Origin of the sequence: Pseudomonas sp. NPDC089395 (assembly GCF_044749525.1) — a bacterium.
Classification (GTDB): domain Bacteria; phylum Pseudomonadota; class Gammaproteobacteria; order Pseudomonadales; family Pseudomonadaceae; genus Aquipseudomonas.
Genome location: NZ_JBIVID010000002.1, coordinates 140,794 through 156,926, shown reverse-complemented (window position 1 = coordinate 156,926; position 16,133 = coordinate 140,794). Strand labels below are relative to the sequence as shown.

Below are 16,133 nucleotides of genomic sequence, written 5' to 3'. Positions count from 1 at the left end.
GGACACTGAAATGGAACCCACCACTGACAGCGGTCAGTGGGTGCATGCTGACGCCTGCACTCTCTCATCGCAGAAGGCACTGTTCAGAAAAATCACCTGGCGCGTAATGCCACTCGTGTTCATCGCCTACGTATTCGCGTTCCTCGACAGGGTGAACATCGGCTACGCCAAACTGCAAATGGCTCCTGAGCTCGGTCTTTCTGAGAGCCAATATGGTCTCGCGGCTGGGATTTTTTTCATTGGCTACGCGCTTTTTGAGATCCCCAGCAACATCCTGCTCGACAAGATCGGGGCGCGAAGGACGATGACACGGATCATGATTCTGTGGGGGGTGACCTCCGCCATGACCATGTTCGTCACCACGTCTCAGCAGCTTTACATCTTGCGCTTTTTCCTTGGTGTATTTGAAGCAGGTTTCTTCCCAGGTGTGATCCTCTATCTCAGCTATTGGTACCCAAGCTACATGCGTGGCCGTGCGACAGCCACGATCATGATTGCAACCCTGGTCGCCCCCATACTCGGCGGGCCGATATCAGCGTTGATCATGCAACACTTCCACGGCGTTGGCGGCTGGTCGGGTTGGCAATGGCTGTTTCTCCTGGAGGCTTTGCCGATTATCGTGATCGGGGTCGTCTGCTTCTTTGTGCTCTGCGACAGACCTTCGGAGGCGCGCTGGCTGTCAGCGGATGAGCAAGTGCTACATCGACAGGTGATGCAAAAAGATCAGAAAGGCGCTGACGATCAGCAAGGGTCTCACCAGCACAAGGACGCACTGCTCGCTGCCTTTCTGGATCCGAAGGTTTACGTGCTCGCATTCCTATATTTCAGCAGCGCGCTCGGCACCTACACCTTCAATTTCTGGTTGCCGACAACCATTCAAAAAATGGGTGTGACTGATCTCACGCATATCGCGCTTTACGCGATGTTCCCCTTCACATGTGCTGCCTTAGGGATGCTGTTGATCGGGCGGAGCTCGGATCTGCGACGAGAAAGACGCTGGCATTACACCGCAAGCATACTGTTTGGTGCATTGATGCTCTCGCTGTCGACGCTATCAAATGACTCTCTGTTGCTCTCGCTACTGATCCTGGGAGCCGCCGCGTTTGGGTTCAGTGGAGCGATCATCGTTTGCTGGGCAATCCCCTCGACGTATCTGAAAGGCAAGGCAGCCCCAGCGGGGATCGCATTGGTGAGCAGCCTCGGTGTTACCTGTGGTTTCGTCGGGCCTGCGCTGATCGGGTTCGTTAGAGACATTACAGGGAAAGACCATGCAGGACTCTATGTCATCAGCTTCATCATGGTGCTCGCGGCGTTTGCGATGATTTTCCTAACGCCTAAGCGAGCGCTTCACGTGGGCAGCTCCGAAGCATAATCTTGGCAAACCTAAGAAAGCGGCACGCTAAGCGTGCCGTTTTGCATTCAAGATCGCGGTGGGAATAGGTTCAATGACGAGATCCAGATGACGATGCTTTGTATCTGCTGCTTAGCTCCGCAAGCTCCTGAGCAGTCATCACTCCTGCGCCGTTTCCACCCCCAGCCACCCAGTCAAAGATCACATGTATGACTTCATCGGTATCAGGGATTTCAACAGACAGGTTTCGACAAAACGCAGACCTGATGCGCTGACCCTTCTTGACCTGGCGTACCACTATTTCCAGGCGATGATCATCTGGAATATTGAGCTGCTGATACTCGGGTGGAAGGGTTTCAAACTCTCCTGGGTAGATCTGCCGCATCCTGTGGGTGCGATTCTTGTTCCGATCAAACCAGGCGGCGTCGTCCGATTTCCAAGGTGTTTCCGTCAGAGAAATACCGGTGGGCTTAGAAGTGAGACCGCCCTTTGCCATCATTTCTTGGGTCAACCGATCAATTGAGTTGACGCCTGAGCGCATGCGCTCAGCCGCCGCAATGACGTCAGTGGCGGGGCCCTGCCCTTGCGGCATCTGTCTGAGGACACTGCGGATAGCGTCGGTATTTTGATTCACATACACCCCAGACCCCATCAGGGTGTGCAGTAAGTGACGGCAGCACTCGGAGGTCAAAGTCGTCGTGCCGTCAGCGGTGAATCCCCCGAAAGTCTGACAGTTATGCTCCAGAGGCTTTCGACAGATCCCACATCTATCACCGTCCTTCCTCAAAATCTTTTTAAATTCTTTGTCGTAGCGACGTCGTGACGATCGGCTCATTCGCGGTACTCAAAAGGTTTGGGTAAAGGCCCATAGCAAGGCTTCCCATCCACTCTAGACCACCTCTTTTTCCCGCGCCCGATCCACCCCAGACCAGTAAACCCCTCCCGCAATTCCAGCCAGGCGTGGAGCAGATTTCCAGGATTACGGTCGATAGGCCGGGTAATCGACGTAGCCTTTCGCATCACCACCGTAGAACGTTTCTCTGTCAGCTGGAGTCAATGGCCATCCATGTTCGAGTCGAGCGACCAGATCGGGATTGCTGATGAACGTGTGTCCAAAGGCAGCCAAGTCGATTTGCCCCTCTGATACCAGTTCTTCCGCCAGCGACCGGTTCAGACCGCCAGCTAAGATCAGTGCGGTGTCCTGCAGCTCAGCTTTAATCTGTTTTAACAGGGCAAAGAATCCGCCAACTGCCTCTCCTTGGACACCTCGATCAATGCGTTCAAAGCTGTCCTGGTTCATGACATGTACGTAAGCGAGCTCGCGTCTTGCGATCTCTCGAGCTAGCGCGACGTAGGTTGCATCGATCTCGTCATACAGGGGCATGTCGAACAGCTGCCCGTACGGCGAGATTCTGATACCCACCCGGTTGGCGCCGATCCGGGCTATCACTGCATCGATCACCTCAAGCGTGAAGCGCAACCTGTTGTCCATCTGATCAGCTGAGTATTTATCGGTGCGATCGTTCACCTTTGGGTTCAGGAACTGCTCATGCAGGTAGCCATTGGCACCGTGAATCTCCACTCCATCAAAACCGGCTTCCATAGCGTTTGCCGCCGCTTGCGCGAAATCAAGAACGGTTCGCTCCACCTCTGCAGTTGTTAAAGGACGCGGTGCTGGAGGAGTTACCTGATCTGGCTCACCTCGTTCGTTGTACCCGTACGCCGTCGCCCCCTTCGCTTGCAATGAGCTAGGACTCACCGGTAGTCCGCCGCCGTCTTGGATGGAAGGGTGAGAGATACGTCCTACGTGCCACAGCTGGGCGAATATGCGTCCACCCACGGAATGCACCGAATCCGTAACCAATTTCCAGCCGGCGATCTGCTCTGCGGTATGGATGGCGGGATTGAAGAGGTAACCGCGCCCTTCATTGGAAATCGACGTGCCCTCACTGATGATTAAGCCTGCAGTCGCTCGCTGCGTGTAGTACAGAGCCGTCAACTCATCGGCCACATCATTGATAGCTCGGGAGCGTGTCATCGGAGCCATGACAACGCGGTTACGTAGCCTAAGCCCTGCAAGGTCGAACGGTTTGAAGAGGTCTTTCATGAGTAGGGACTCCAAGAAGCTGGTGCATAACGCACGTGGATATCCAATGGTAGGTACCCTGCATTGCTGCAACAACAGCTATAATTGGCAAAATTAAATTGCGATTACTGCAATCACCAAGCTTCTCATCGAACAAGATAGGCAGCCATGCAGATCAAAGCTCTACGCTACTTCCTGATGGTGGCCACGACCGGCAGCTTTCTAGCGACAGCCCGGCACTATGAAGTGCCCGCTTCGTCGGTCTCGAGATTCATTGCAGCTTTGGAGAAGGAGCTAGGTCGTCAGCTTTTTTACCGCAGCACCCGGGCCGTGAAACTGACCGAGGAGGGAGAAAGGTTCTACCTACAAGTACAAGAAGCCATAGGCCTGCTGGACGCTGCTGCGGAGGAAATGGTTCAGGGAGATACGGGAATCAAGGGGCTGGTCAGGATCAATGCGCCCGTAGCGCTAGGACGACTGCATGTCGCTCCGCTGCTCGCCAGCATGCAAGCTAAGTATCCCGATCTGACAGTAGAGCTGACGCTCACGGACGCTATTATCGACCCCGTTCAGGAAGGTGCAGACGTTACCGTACGGGTGGGCAAGGTCGTCGACTCAGGGCTGATAGGCCGGGTCGTCAGCGGTCAGCGGTATGTCCTGGCTGCAAGTCCAGACTATTTGGCTGTCCACGACATCCCACGCACGCCTGAAGATCTGCTTCAACACAGTTGCCTCCTCTACAAAGGCGATCAGGGTGCGCAGCGCTGGTTCTTCAAGCGCCCAGGAGATCAAAAATTCAACTCCCTCACGGTGAGCGGCCCTCTCAGAAGCAACAATGCAGAGGTGTTAGTAGCAGCAGCCATCGCGGGCCAAGGTATCGTCCTTTTCCCCAGCTGGCTATTCAACCTAGGGAGCTTCAAAGACGGACACCTCGTCAGGTTGCTCAGCGATTGGGACGTTTCCGCATCAGCCGAGGAAATGCAGGTTCAGCTCCTTTCGCCAGAAAACAAGCTTCGGTCACGCAAAGTACGGGAAGTCTCCGCATTTCTCATTGAGCAGATCGGCTCCCCGCCCTATTGGGATCGCTTTTGATGACCTTTAGCCTCGAACCTCCCAAGGCTGTTCCGGGACGAACCGCTCCGCCAACAGATCAACCACATGCCGAACCTTTGGAGAGAGCAACTGATTTCGCTGCCAAACAGCGTGAATTGGGAAGCCGACCGTCTTCACTTCGGGCAACACGACCGCTAATCGTCCGGCAGCCAGATGCTCATTAACCAGCCAGTCTGCAATCAAAGCGATGCCGAACCCTGCAAGAGTGGCCACCAGAATCGCACCGCTGTCGTTCAGGCCGACACGGCCGCGGATGGCCATGGAGTGGCTGTGCCCATTCTCGTCCAGGAAATACCATGACCTGGCCTGGCCACCACTACCGAATGTGATGCAGGCGTGAGAGTGAAGATCCTCCAACGATGATGGATACCCATTCTCCTCTAGGTATTCGGGTGCGGCACATAGCACCGCGCGCTGAACGCCCAGCGGCTTCGCTATCAATGTAGCGCTGTCATGCAACGGCCCGATGCGGATCGCTAGGTCGACACCCTCCTCCACGAGATCTACAAGCCTGTCCGTGAGGTTGATGTCCAGCTCGAGCGCAGGATGCTGTTTGGCGATTTCCAGCAACTCGGGCAGCACCCACCGCTTGCCTAACACCATAGGAAGTGTGATGCGAAGACGCCCACTCAGCTCCTGCTGCTGAGCGAGCAACTGTGTCTGGGCCTGCTTGAGCTCATTGAGCGATCGACGACAGCCTTCACTAAAGCGTGTGCCTTCGTCTGTCAGCGTGAGGCTGCGCGTGGTGCGATGAAAGAGCCGCGTTCCAAGCGTGGTCTCCAGCCGCGAGATGCTTTTAGCAACCCCCGACTTGCTCATATCCAGGCGTTCGGCTGCATCTGTAAAGCTCCCGGCATCGACTACTTCGAGAAAAATTGAGATGCCACGGAAAGGATCTGCTGTGTTCATTTACCTAAACATCCGATTGACGACCAATAGTCAACTCTATTGCGATCACAGCATGGTATATCTCAAGCAAATTCGTCAATAGCATATGCACAACAAGGTTCCCTGCGTCAGGGGGCCGTCGTAACACGAGATACGAAGCAACATGAACGCTGTAACCCCCTCAAAGCTGCCCCTGAACGTCGAGCTGTTCTTGCTCGCGGTCTGCTCAGGCCTCGGTGTGGCGAACGTTTACTATCTCCAACCCAGTCTTCAATTGGTGAAGTCCGATCTGGGCGCCACCGTTGAGCAAATCGGCTGGGTTCCCACCCTCACCCAGATCAGCTATGCACTGGGCATGCTTCTTTTGGCTCCCCTCGGAGATGTGATCTCGAGGCGCAAGCTGATCATCATCAAATCCCTGATCCTGGTTCTGGCCCTCATTGCTACCGCCACCGCACCAAGCCTGAATATCCTGCTTGTGTCTTGTATGGTCGTGGGCCTGCTTGGCAGCGTAGGCCAAGATTTCATTCCCGTTGCGGCTCATGTCGCACCAGAGAAGTCGCGTGGCCATGCTGTGGGGATGGTCACCACCGGGCTGCTTACTGGCATCCTTCTCTCTCGCACCCTTGGTGGGTTTGTTGCGGACAGCTTTGGCTGGCGAGAGATGCAATTCTTAGCTGCCGGGCTGATGTTGGTGGTTATCCTGATCACATTCCTGACGCTGGCTCCTACCCCTGCTCCTCTGCGCACGCCTTACACAAAATTGCTCGCGAGTCTGTGGACGCTTTGGGTAGAACACCGGGCTTTGAAATTGGCGATGATTGTCCAAGGTCTGCTGGCTGCTACCTTGGGTGCTTTCTGGTCTTGCCTTGCCCTGGTGCTTGCTGCGGAACCATTCCACTTGGGGGCTGGTGTAGCAGGTTCGTTCGGTATTGCCGGCGCAGCCGGTGCTCTAGCAGCGCCCCTGTTCGGTCGCTTGGCAGATCGACGTGGGCCTCTAATCGCAATCAGAGCAGGGTGCGCTCTGGTGATCGTCTCCTTCGTAGCCATGGCAGCTCTTCCGCCCAGCCTTGCGCTGCTAGCTGTGGGTGCCGTGCTCTTCGACCTGGGTGTACAAGCTGGATTGGTGTCACATCAGAGCATCATCAACAGCCTTGACCCTCAAGCACGAAGCCGCTTGAACGGACTTATGATGGCTGGAGCCATGGCCGGTATGGCCGTAGGCGCGGCAATCGGCACGTTCGCATTCACGAATTTCGGCGCCCGAGGCATGTTCATCTTTGCTGCAGTCTCAGGAATTGCCGCCCTGGCCGTCACCTATCTTCACCATGTACCGAAACGGGAACAGCGTTATGCCTAACACCACACACGATCGCCTGCTACGCACTCCATACATCGAGCCCAAGTTGGCCGAGCGGGCACCGTTGACTGTATTGTTCTCACTCCTTTCCCGGTCAGATAACACGCCGCTGAATGAGCGCAGCCGTGCGCAGGGCTTCGGCCTTGATAATGATGGCAACGTCATCGAGGATCCTGCGGCCGATCCTTCTAAAAACGCGCTTGAGGGCGATCCGAATCTCAGCTTCGAGCATTGGGGTGAATACTGGCGCAAGGTTCACGGCCCACGATTCGTGCACGTTGAAGAATCGGATGACAAGTCTCTTGAGCGTCTGCTGCGGTACGACCAGCTTCACCGATTCGCTCCGGGCCCCACCAGCTTCAATGCGCCCCCCTATCAGTTCCCAGTTGATGAACACGGAAAGCTGTGGCCTACGATCGTTGGGCACGTGCCGCCGTATCACCGCCCATCATGGGACGGAGTGGCGTACCTACACTTCGCCCGACTGGAAGATATGGCAGTTGTGTTCGGAAATGAGCGGGTGCGAAACAAGATCGCTCCTGAAGACCACGCGATGTTCCGAAACATTGCGCCAATCCCCGCGAAGCAGTACATCGTCTTGCCAAGCACCTCGGACAACGAGCCTATCACCTTGGTCAAGCTACACGTCCGGAAGGTCGGAACCACCCGCGCTCAATTTCAACACTGGTGGTTGCATGAACATGCTCCGACCTTCATGCAGCATACCGGTGGCCTGGTGCGACGCTATGTTCAGTTACACAGCATTGGCCCAACAGAACCCGGTGAGGCTTTCTACCACCCTGAAGCGAGCAAATTCGACGGGGTCAGTTTGCTCAGCTTCGCAAGCCTAAACGACCTGGAGGATTTCCTCCGTAGCGAAGACTATCAAGCGATTGCTAAAGACGAGGGTTTGATGATCGACACCAGTGCTGGTGAATGGTGGACGTCAGTCAGCATGACAATTGTCAATCGGCTCATCTTCGAGAAAACAACCGCGATTGAAGAGCAACCTACTCCCTTCAGCGTGTTCGATTCGCTGTGATTCCCATACGGTGAAGGTGCCGCCTTCACTTATCGAGTTCATGCTCTCGACCTGAGCCACTTACCACGCATTTGTGGCATCAGATCGAGAGCGTGGCATTTAGATCCAAGACAACCGTTAATGCACTCACCCAGCCTGCACACGAGCTCTACACCCGCTTCCGCTCCGTCATGAGCGCATCTACTCCTCACGATACCCGAGCTCTGCACTCAATTGCCTGGCAGCCTGATCCAGTAATTGGGCTTGAGAGCTGTTCAGCTCAGCAGCAAAGCTTGATACCGACCCGACTATTGTAAGCACACCCTTGATGTTCCCGAACGCGTCGAAGACTGGTGCCGATAGAGCATTGATTCCAGGCATAAACAGCCCGCGGATCGAGCACATACGCTTGTCGCGCACGCCGGCGAGTTGCGCCTCGATATCTTCCCTGCGCAATGCGTCTGACGATTTGTGCTGGGCGGTGTCTTTGTCGAGCCAATGCTGGAAATCAAGGTGGTGCAGATAGGCGCCAAAAACGAGTCCCGTCGAAGACCGAAAGATCGGTAAGACCGATCCAATCTGCGTGACGACAGTCACAGACCTGGGGGCTGGCTCGACCTGGATGACCGTTGCTCCCTCGCTGCCCCAAACTGCTAAGAAGCATGTCTCTTCAATGGCATCGCGCAATTCCACGAGGGCTCTGCCGCCACTTCGGTAGATATCTACACTGCTGAGCGCCGCTAACCCTACATACAGAGCCTCACGGCCAAGCCTGTAATGGCTGCTTTGCTCATCTTGCTCGGCGAACCCGCTTGTAATCAGCGCTTGTAGATACCGGTGTATTTTGGCCGCCGGCATGTCGATGAATTTGGCCAACGCACTGAGAGAGGTGGACGGTGAGAGCTGGGCAAGCGCGCGCAGAATCTCAGTCCCAACCTCCGCAGATCTCACCGTCTGTTTATTTGCGGCAGCTGGAGCTGGCACATTTTCCATAGCCCGGACTCTTATCGTGTAAACCGGCTTTATAGCGCGTTGGTCGAACGAGCTGCAAATTATCATTTGCGTAATTTGATTACGCATAACAAAATTCCTATGGCCGCCTGGCTATCCCGCTGGCGAAGCACTGCCCCACTCGCTGGCGCTTCTGAACCACTCCTCAAGGTAGAAGCTGAATGATTTATGCGAAGCCCCACTCGCCCTCCGCTAGCATGAACCTAGCACCGGTAATCGCGAGAGTATTTCTTTGCGCTCTGTTTTTGATATTCGCTGTAATCAAGGTGATGCACCTGGATCAGACAATCGCATCGATGGCCAAAGTAGGAGCCCCCTTCCCCACGCTGTTCGCTGTCGTAGCCATTGCGATCGAGGGGCCCCTCGCCCTCCTGTTACTGCTGGGGGTGTGCTTCCGACCTCTAGCGCTATTTTTCGCCGCCTATACCCTCGTAACGGGCTTCATCGGTCATGCGTATTGGTCGGTACCTCCGGAGCAATACATGGCCATGTTTACTCATTTCTATAAGAACGTAGCCATCGCAGGTGGTTTCTTGGCTCTATACGCTGTCGGCCCTGGGCAGCTAGGGGTATTCCGACTGTCAAAATGACTTAGCTATCGGTATCAGACCCCATCCTGTACAGGGTCTGATACTGGCTAGAGATAAAGAGAGTCATCTACAAAATCTCTCAGGTCTCGAACCAGGATGCTACATGGCCGAACGAGATAGCGGGGGTGACGAAATGCACGCGCGCCGTGGTTCAGACCTTTGCCTGACAATATGGAGCGTGACCTTGGCAAGCATCAGAGTTCAGTGTCTGCGGGGAAATGGAGCTTGCTTCTTGATCAAACGTCAGACGGAAGCTATTTCTCGCAACGGAACTTGGGCTCAGTTAGGTCGATTGGCTCGGGCAAAAGGTGTGAGGTGAACCCAGACGGGTGTGTGAAAGTCATCCGTAGGATTTTTCGCTGCCTGTGAAGCCGATGCTCATCAAATTGTTCACGGTGGATTTGGATGGGATGGGAGATAATTTACATCCAAAAAAACAGAGCGGCCTAGGCCGCTCTGTGGGGACAAAACACGATGTTCATAGCCGTCAAAACTTCAAGCTGTCCCTAAACAAAGGAGTTGGAAACTAGGCGTGAGCCTTAGCCCTGCAGCAGAGCCCACACTTCGCGATCGCGTTCAGCAGTCCACACGCGTGGCCACTCAACGCCTTCGTACTCGTCCCAGACCCGCTGAACGTCGAACGGCAGGCAGTGTTCGAAGATCGGCCATTGGCCATATTGCGGCTCAAGGGCCTTGTGAGTTGCTTCGAACGCATCTTTGACAGTGCCACCGTTGCGGTGAGCGTTGCCAACATGCTCCAGCATCCCGTTGATGAACGAGCGGGTTTGTTCAATGGCGGCATCCGAAGCTTCGAGGCCTTTGGCAACTGCGCCTCGACCACCGACAACGTTCTCGGCGCGGAAGGCTTTGACGCCATCCAGGGTCTTACCCGCCCAGTCGAAGTGGAAGGCATCACCGGTGTAAAGTGCAGCTTCTGCTTCAACCAGGTCGCCGGCGAAGAGAGTCTTGCTCTTGCTGTGCCAAGCGACCAGGTCACCCGCAGTATGGCCACGACCCAGGAATTTAACTTCCAGAGTACCGCGATCCCCGCCCAGCTCGATGGTGTAATCGTCGCTGACAATGTTGGGGATAGTCAGTCCTGGGATTTCTTCTGGGTTCTTGAACAGGCGCGGCATACGACCGAACTCGCTATCCCAGTCCTCCTGACCGCGCTCCTCGATCAATTTCGCGGTGGCAGTGCTGGCCAAAATGTTCTCAGCCTCGAAAGCACTGGCGCCCAGCACGCGCACGGCGTGGTAGTGGCTCAGGATCAGGTACTTCACAGGCTTGTCGGTGTGTTCGCGGAGCTGCTTGAGCCAAGTGTAAGCCGAAGCCGGAGTAGCGCGTGCGTCGAAGCAAACCAGGAAATCTTCACCTTCGATGGCGCCAACGTTTGGATCACCTTCGGCGGTCAAGGCATATACACCGTCAGCAATCACTTCCAGCGTTTCAATTTTGTCGACGGTGTCAGTCGAAGAGGCAAAGGCTTTGGCCATGGATATTCTCCTTAGAATTAGATGTAGAACATATCGGCCGCTTCAATGTCATTTGATGCTCGGCGCCTTATTCAGGCCAACTAAGCGCCCAGCTGACGATAGGTTTGAGCGACTGTCCTGAGTTCATCCTAATCCGCTACACAGAGTTTATATATACAGCAGCCTTCGCAAGAGTGTTGACTCAGAGTCGCCTATGATTCGCCAAACGGCTGAAAAAAGCTTTCAGCCGCTGGCTCCTTTGAATGGTTGTCTTCAATGCCTACCTCCGCCTCCTTGGAGGTGTTCAGGTTGGAAACTCCTCAGATCGTTAGGAAGCTTGGCAAACAATCATACAATAGACACTGTAGACGTACGGTGGGCATTCTGCAGCGAAACCTCTTGATCTTTTTAAACGAAAAAAACCCCGCCGCATCAGAGACGCGACAGGGCGAGGTTAATCTAGCAGTTGTCTACAACTTTCCGCAGACCTGATTATTTGGAAGCTAAAGATGTCGGGCGGAGGCTATCAACCTCTTGTATCTTTTTTTCGCAAGCTGTGTCCGGATGAGAGATGTTCACGATAAGGCACGCCGCTACTATTGCCGGAATCGCGGCGATGAGCATCACGGTACTGAGCGGTAGTTGCATTGAGATGAGCATGGCACCGATCAATGGCCCAGAGATCGAACCTAAACGGCCGATACCTAATCCCCAACCTACACCGGTCGCACGGATGTGAGGGGGGTAAAAATTGCTGATCAGTGCGTTCAACGTCAACTGACCACCGATCAGGCAGAAGCCAGCGATCATCACGGCTAAGACAGTCAGCGTAGGTATCCCATGGTTGTAGCCGATCGCAGCGGTTGCAATACCGCAGACCGCCATGATTTTACCGAGTAGCCAGACTTTTTTCTTGACCTTATCCGCCAGGTACGAGAACGCGATAGCGCCGACCGTTCCTGATGCAAGGAAGGAGGATGTTGCAAGGCTCGCCGCGCTAGTAGAGAAACCGCCCTCCGATAGCAACGTAGGCAACCAACTGATAGTGAAATAGAGCAGGATGAAGGTAGATACACACGTGCACCAGATGAAGATGGTTGGCTTCAAATAACCGTAGCGGAACAGATCCGCGATAGTCACCTTCTGTGCTTTGCCGTGCTCAAGAACAGGCGCCGGTGGAGTCCACTGAGGTACCAGAGTGGCAAGCATCCTCTTAAGCGATTGGCCAAGATGCTTGGCACTAAACAGCCGCGCCAAGGACTCTGGCAACCATAGGTAAAGGAATGGCAGCAGAACCAATGGCGCTACCCCGCCGACGATGAATACACTTTGCCAGCCGTGATGCTCCATCATACTCGCGGCGACAAAGCCACCAGCGGCTCCACCGAACGAAAAGCCACACGCCGCCAAAGTCACAAAGAATGTCTTCATGCGAGGCGGTGCGTAGTCAGCCATCAGCGCCATCGCACTCGGCATAGCGCCACCCATGCCGACTCCACACAGGAAGCGAATCACCGCTAGGGTTTCGATGTTGTGTGCCCAAGCGGACAGGAGCGTAAGCCCAGCAAACAACAACACGCAGGACAGTAAGGTTTTTCTGATCCCGAATCGATCTGCGAGTGGTGTAAGGAACAGTGAACCCAGGGTAAGGCCAATCAGATTGCATGTGAACACAATGCCGAACGCCGCTTTCGGGGTAGCCCATTCCTGCGCCAAGTTAGGGACTACGAAGCCCAGAAGCTGGGCATCGTAACCATCACAGACGAGCAGGAGGATCAGTAAAACAAGTGTACGGAACTGGTACCGAGAAAACGGTCGTTGATCCAATGCCGCACGGAAGGCTTCAATCTGGTTATTCATCATGGCAATCCGATTATTCTTGTGAGGCCACGTAAGAATTGCTCTTTTTACGTCGGAGGCGGTGTGTCGACCTGGTTCGCAGGATGTGCACGCTGGAACCCTGGATGATCCGCGGCCAGTGCTTCAACCCTCGAAATTCGGGGGAATTCAGTCAGATCCAAGCCGAATCGACGGGCCGCGTAAATTTGCGGTAAAAGGTACACGTCAGCGAGACCAGGCTTTTCACCGAGTGCCCAACCGTTTTCGCCAATCAGGGCCTCCACTGCCTGGAAGCCGCTATAGATCCAGTCCTGAATCCACTGATTGACGAAGGCCTCATCGTGTCCAGCCGCTCGTAGCTTGTTCAGCACAGACACGTTGTGTAGAGGATGGATATCGCAACCAATGATGCCTGCAATCGAGCGCGCCAACGCTCGATCTGCTGGGCTACCAGTTAGCAACGGCTTGTCAGCGTATGCCTCTTCCAGGTATTCGATAATCGCCGGTGATTGAATAACCCGAACCGACTCATCTACCAAGGCAGGCACGCGGCCTTGGGGGTTGATCTCCAGATAGCTAGCGGAGTGGTGTTCTCCGCCGTCCTTGATCAGATTGATGGGGCAAACGTCATACGACAGCCCCTTCAGTTCCAGAGCAATCCTTACCCGGTACGAAGACGTCGACCGGTAATAGGAGTAAAGGATCATCAACGGATCTCCCGGGCAGGGAGAACCACCGCACGGCACTCACCGAAGCCGATCGACCCAATGCCATCTTGAGCGCAGCGAGCTCTCAGAATGATCTCGTCACCGTCCTCGAGGAACGTCCGGCTTTCACCGTTTGGAAGCGTTATAGGGTGCTTGCCGCCTTGCGTCATCTCTAGCAGAGAGCCCATCGACTCGGTGGTGGGCCCAGACAGCGTGCCGGTACCGAACAGGTCACCCGGGTTAAGCTGGCAACCATTCACAGTGTGATGAGTCACCATCTGCGCGAACGTCCAATACATGTTAAGCGTAGTGCTTGCGCTGAGCGGGTATGGTGCGGCACCCTCCTCTCGCATGCTTGCGGTTAGGAGCAGAACTTCGAGACGAATATCAAAAGCACCCGTGCTCTGATCTTCCTCATCCAGCAGATAAGGAAGCGGAGCTGGGTCACCGGACGGCCGAGCAGGCTGGGCCGTGCGGAAAGGTTCAAGTGCTTCGGCAGTCACGACCCATGGTGAAATGGTCGACGCGAAACTCTTGGAAAGGAATGGGCCCAGCGGCTGATATTCCCAGGCCTGAATATCGCGGGCCGACCAGTCATTCAACAGGCAGAATCCAGCAATATGTTCGCGTGCATCGCGGATGTCGATCGGCTCGCCCAGACCGTTAGGACGGCCAATCCAAAGACCCAGTTCGAGCTCATAATCCAGGCGGCGGGAAGGTGCATGGATTGGAACATCACTATCAGGAAGCTTGATTTGCCCTGAAGGACGTACAAAAGGCTGGCCGGACGGAACGATGGTTGATGCACGGCCGTGGTAGCCGATTGGCACATATTTGTAGTTGGGCAGCAGCGGATTGTCCGGGCGGAAGAGTTTGCCCACGTTTTCGGCGTGATGGATGCCAACGTAAAAGTCTGTGTAGTCCTGGATGCGAGCAGGCACATGCAGATTGCAGCGAGAAGCCTCGATCAGCAATCGATCACCGAATTGGCGCTGAATTTCGACCTCAGCCCCGTTCTCGCCGAGCAGCTCAATCAAACGCTCACGCAAGGCCTTGCGGTCTTGGCGTGGCAGGGCGAAGAAACTGTTGAGTGATCCGCCTACCGCAGCCTCCGCCGCTGCCTCAGCTGCGCCGGTCAGCAGGCCAGCTTCGAGGGCGACTTTAAGGTCATAGATGAAGTCACCGATAGCAACGCCAGTGCGGCGCTCGCCGCCTTGAACGCTGAAAACACCGAATGGCAGGTTGGCCAGCGAAAAATCAGGATGGCCATTGGCCGAAGTTACCCAGCTGTTCATCACTACTCTCTCAATTAGGAATTTGTGCTTTCAAATTTTCCAGCGATGCCTTCCCAGCATGCGTCGTAATTGCCCTGCAACGCGGGGCTAGCCAGCGCAAATTTCGTAGGGCGGAGTACCTGGTGTGTCTCAAACATGAAGGCCATGGTGCCATCAAGCTTCTGAGGTTCCAGGTTGGCTGCCATGGCGCGTTCGGAGGTTTGGGCGTCTGGGCCGTGAGCGCTCATGCAGCTATGCAGGGAGGAGCCACCGGGGGTAAAGCCATCAGCCTTGGCGTCGTATTCACCCTCGATCAACCCCATGTACTCGTTCATCAGGTTGCGGTGGAACCATGGCGGACGGAAGGTGTTTTCCGCGACCAACCAGCGAGGAGGGAAAATCACGAAATCAAGGTTCGCGAGTCCAGGAACGCTCGTGGGGGAAGTCAACACAGTGAAAATGGATGGATCTGGATGGTCGAAGCTTATGGAACCGATGGTGTTGAAGTGTCGCAGGTCGTATTTGTACGGAGCGTTGTTGCCATGCCAAGCGACCACGTCGAACGGCGAGTGATCCAGTTCAGCTTCCCAGAAGCTCCCTTGGAATTTTTGCACCAATCGAGTTGGCGATTGCTCGGACTCAAACCAAGCATTTGGAGTGAGGAAGTCGCGAGGATTGGCCAGGCCGTTGCTTCCGATTGGCCCCAGGTCGGGTAGTCGCAACGGAGCACCATGGTTCTCGGCAATATAACCGCGGGCCGATGCGCCGAGCAGCTCCACCTTGAATTTCATGCCACGAGGGATGACAGCAATCTCCAGCGGCTGCAGCTCAATACGTCCCAGCTCAGTCACGAGCAAAAGCTTACCCAACTGAGGCACGATCAAGAGCTCGCCGTCGGCGCTGTAAAACGCTCGCTCCATCGAACGATTTGCTACGTAATGGAAGATTGTGATTCCACTGGGATGATCCAGGCTGGAGTTCGCAACCATTGCGCGGAGGCCGTCCACGAAGTCAGTAGGCTCTGCCGGCACTTCAAGCGCATCCCAACGCATACGGTTGGGGTTGGCTGGTGCCAAATTACCCTCTGGGATAGGTGAAGGAATCGCTTTGAAAGTCGGGTGGGATGCAGATGGACGGATTCGATACATCCAAGTACGACGGCTTTCATGGCGAGGCATCGTAAAGGCAGTGCCAGAGAACAGCTCCGCATAGAGACCATGAGCTACCCGCTGGGGGGAGTTCTGGCCAATCGGCAGCGTGCCCGCGATTGCTTCACTGGAAAATTGGTTGCCGAATCCTGACTGATACCCGATGCCGCTGTCGTTGGTGCTCATCGTTCCTCCTGCGTCGCTGTGTGCGTTTTATTTTTCGTAACTCGATTACGCAAATCGTAAATCCGTAATGAGGTGCGGTCAAGC

14 protein-coding genes are annotated in these 16,133 nt (G+C 55.1%); 5 read left to right on the top strand and 9 right to left on the bottom strand.

Annotation, left to right across the window (positions count from 1 at the left end; all coding sequences use genetic code 11):
• The first annotated feature begins 10 nt into the window (after positions 1 to 10).
• A complete protein-coding gene (locus ACIPZG_RS05715) occupies positions 11 to 1,372 on the top strand; it encodes an MFS transporter (protein WP_336084937.1) in 1,362 nt (453 codons plus the stop codon).
• Between the two features lie 70 nt (positions 1,373 to 1,442).
• On the opposite strand, the gene ACIPZG_RS05710 is transcribed toward ACIPZG_RS05715, so the two are convergent.
• Positions 1,443 to 2,186, bottom strand: coding sequence for a hypothetical protein (locus tag ACIPZG_RS05710; protein WP_336084935.1), 744 nt, complete (start codon positions 2,184 to 2,186; stop codon positions 1,443 to 1,445).
• A 144-nt stretch (positions 2,187 to 2,330) separates the two neighbouring features.
• Entirely contained in the window at positions 2,331 to 3,458 is a 1,128-nt protein-coding gene (locus tag ACIPZG_RS05705; protein WP_400639518.1) for an alkene reductase, read from the bottom strand.
• A gap of 147 nt (positions 3,459 to 3,605) precedes the next feature.
• Between ACIPZG_RS05705 and ACIPZG_RS05700 the strand changes: the two genes are divergently transcribed.
• Complete coding sequence (locus tag ACIPZG_RS05700; RefSeq protein WP_336084931.1) at positions 3,606 to 4,529, top strand: LysR family transcriptional regulator; 924 nt, start codon at positions 3,606 to 3,608, stop codon at positions 4,527 to 4,529.
• Positions 4,530 to 4,535: 6 nt separating this feature from the next.
• Here the strand turns inward: ACIPZG_RS05700 and ACIPZG_RS05695 are convergent, their stop codons facing one another.
• Positions 4,536 to 5,459 (bottom strand): LysR family transcriptional regulator, encoded by a 924-nt coding sequence (locus tag ACIPZG_RS05695; protein ID WP_336084929.1) that lies wholly within the window; start codon positions 5,457 to 5,459, stop codon positions 4,536 to 4,538.
• A gap of 142 nt (positions 5,460 to 5,601) precedes the next feature.
• Here ACIPZG_RS05695 and ACIPZG_RS05690 point away from each other — a divergent pair, with 142 nt between their 5' ends.
• Together ACIPZG_RS05690 and ACIPZG_RS05685 are read left to right on the top strand one after the other, a co-directional pair.
• A complete protein-coding gene (locus ACIPZG_RS05690; RefSeq protein WP_400639519.1) occupies positions 5,602 to 6,798 on the top strand; it encodes an MFS transporter in 1,197 nt (398 codons plus the stop codon).
• Entirely contained in the window at positions 6,791 to 7,840 is a 1,050-nt protein-coding gene (locus ACIPZG_RS05685) for an EthD domain-containing protein (protein WP_336084925.1), read from the top strand. Before ACIPZG_RS05690 ends, ACIPZG_RS05685 begins: the two co-directional genes overlap by 8 nt.
• Positions 7,841 to 8,020: 180 nt before the next feature.
• On the opposite strand, the gene ACIPZG_RS05680 is transcribed toward ACIPZG_RS05685, so the two are convergent.
• Entirely contained in the window at positions 8,021 to 8,812 is a 792-nt protein-coding gene (locus ACIPZG_RS05680) for an IclR family transcriptional regulator (RefSeq protein ID WP_336085080.1), read from the bottom strand.
• A gap of 179 nt (positions 8,813 to 8,991) precedes the next feature.
• Between ACIPZG_RS05680 and ACIPZG_RS05675 the strand changes: the two genes are divergently transcribed.
• Complete coding sequence (locus ACIPZG_RS05675; protein ID WP_400711155.1) at positions 8,992 to 9,420, top strand: DoxX family protein; 429 nt, start codon at positions 8,992 to 8,994, stop codon at positions 9,418 to 9,420.
• A gap of 539 nt (positions 9,421 to 9,959) precedes the next feature.
• Here ACIPZG_RS05675 and ACIPZG_RS05670 read toward each other — a convergent pair.
• From ACIPZG_RS05670 to hmgA, 5 genes are all read right to left on the bottom strand, one after another.
• Positions 9,960 to 10,916: an MBL fold metallo-hydrolase gene (locus tag ACIPZG_RS05670; RefSeq protein ID WP_336084923.1), complete on the bottom strand. Its 957-nt coding sequence runs from the start codon at positions 10,914 to 10,916 to the stop codon at positions 9,960 to 9,962.
• Positions 10,917 to 11,387: 471 nt separating this feature from the next.
• Entirely contained in the window at positions 11,388 to 12,755 is a 1,368-nt protein-coding gene (locus tag ACIPZG_RS05665) for an MFS transporter (RefSeq protein WP_400639520.1), read from the bottom strand.
• A gap of 47 nt (positions 12,756 to 12,802) precedes the next feature.
• On the bottom strand, positions 12,803 to 13,441 hold the full coding sequence (maiA, locus tag ACIPZG_RS05660; RefSeq protein WP_336084919.1) for a maleylacetoacetate isomerase: 639 nt from the start codon (positions 13,439 to 13,441) through the stop codon (positions 12,803 to 12,805).
• The gene (gene fahA / locus ACIPZG_RS05655) at positions 13,441 to 14,736 is read right to left on the bottom strand and encodes a fumarylacetoacetase (RefSeq protein ID WP_336084917.1); all 1,296 of its coding nucleotides are present in this window, start codon (positions 14,734 to 14,736) and stop codon (positions 13,441 to 13,443) included. Before fahA ends, maiA begins: the two co-directional genes overlap by 1 nt.
• A gap of 14 nt (positions 14,737 to 14,750) precedes the next feature.
• Positions 14,751 to 16,049 (bottom strand): homogentisate 1,2-dioxygenase, encoded by a 1,299-nt coding sequence (hmgA, locus tag ACIPZG_RS05650; protein ID WP_336084915.1) that lies wholly within the window; start codon positions 16,047 to 16,049, stop codon positions 14,751 to 14,753.
• Positions 16,050 to 16,133 lie beyond the last annotated feature (84 nt).

What these genes read in the sequence shown, in the direction of transcription:
- ACIPZG_RS05715 (WP_336084937.1), top strand. Translation starts at nt 11, where the DNA reads ATGGAACCCACCACTGACAGCGGTCAGTGGGTGCATGCTGACGCCTGC.
- ACIPZG_RS05710 (WP_336084935.1), bottom strand. Translation starts at nt 2,186, where the DNA reads ATGAGCCGATCGTCACGACGTCGCTACGACAAAGAATTTAAAAAGATT.
- ACIPZG_RS05705 (WP_400639518.1), bottom strand. Translation starts at nt 3,458, where the DNA reads ATGAAAGACCTCTTCAAACCGTTCGACCTTGCAGGGCTTAGGCTACGT.
- ACIPZG_RS05700 (WP_336084931.1), top strand. Translation starts at nt 3,606, where the DNA reads ATGCAGATCAAAGCTCTACGCTACTTCCTGATGGTGGCCACGACCGGC.
- ACIPZG_RS05695 (WP_336084929.1), bottom strand. Translation starts at nt 5,459, where the DNA reads ATGAACACAGCAGATCCTTTCCGTGGCATCTCAATTTTTCTCGAAGTA.
- ACIPZG_RS05690 (WP_400639519.1), top strand. Translation starts at nt 5,602, where the DNA reads ATGAACGCTGTAACCCCCTCAAAGCTGCCCCTGAACGTCGAGCTGTTC.
- ACIPZG_RS05685 (WP_336084925.1), top strand. Translation starts at nt 6,791, where the DNA reads ATGCCTAACACCACACACGATCGCCTGCTACGCACTCCATACATCGAG.
- ACIPZG_RS05680 (WP_336085080.1), bottom strand. Translation starts at nt 8,812, where the DNA reads ATGGAAAATGTGCCAGCTCCAGCTGCCGCAAATAAACAGACGGTGAGA.
- ACIPZG_RS05675 (WP_400711155.1), top strand. Translation starts at nt 8,992, where the DNA reads ATGATTTATGCGAAGCCCCACTCGCCCTCCGCTAGCATGAACCTAGCA.
- ACIPZG_RS05670 (WP_336084923.1), bottom strand. Translation starts at nt 10,916, where the DNA reads ATGGCCAAAGCCTTTGCCTCTTCGACTGACACCGTCGACAAAATTGAA.
- ACIPZG_RS05665 (WP_400639520.1), bottom strand. Translation starts at nt 12,755, where the DNA reads ATGAATAACCAGATTGAAGCCTTCCGTGCGGCATTGGATCAACGACCG.
- maiA (WP_336084919.1), bottom strand. Translation starts at nt 13,441, where the DNA reads ATGATCCTTTACTCCTATTACCGGTCGACGTCTTCGTACCGGGTAAGG.
- fahA (WP_336084917.1), bottom strand. Translation starts at nt 14,736, where the DNA reads ATGAACAGCTGGGTAACTTCGGCCAATGGCCATCCTGATTTTTCGCTG.
- hmgA (WP_336084915.1), bottom strand. Translation starts at nt 16,049, where the DNA reads ATGAGCACCAACGACAGCGGCATCGGGTATCAGTCAGGATTCGGCAAC.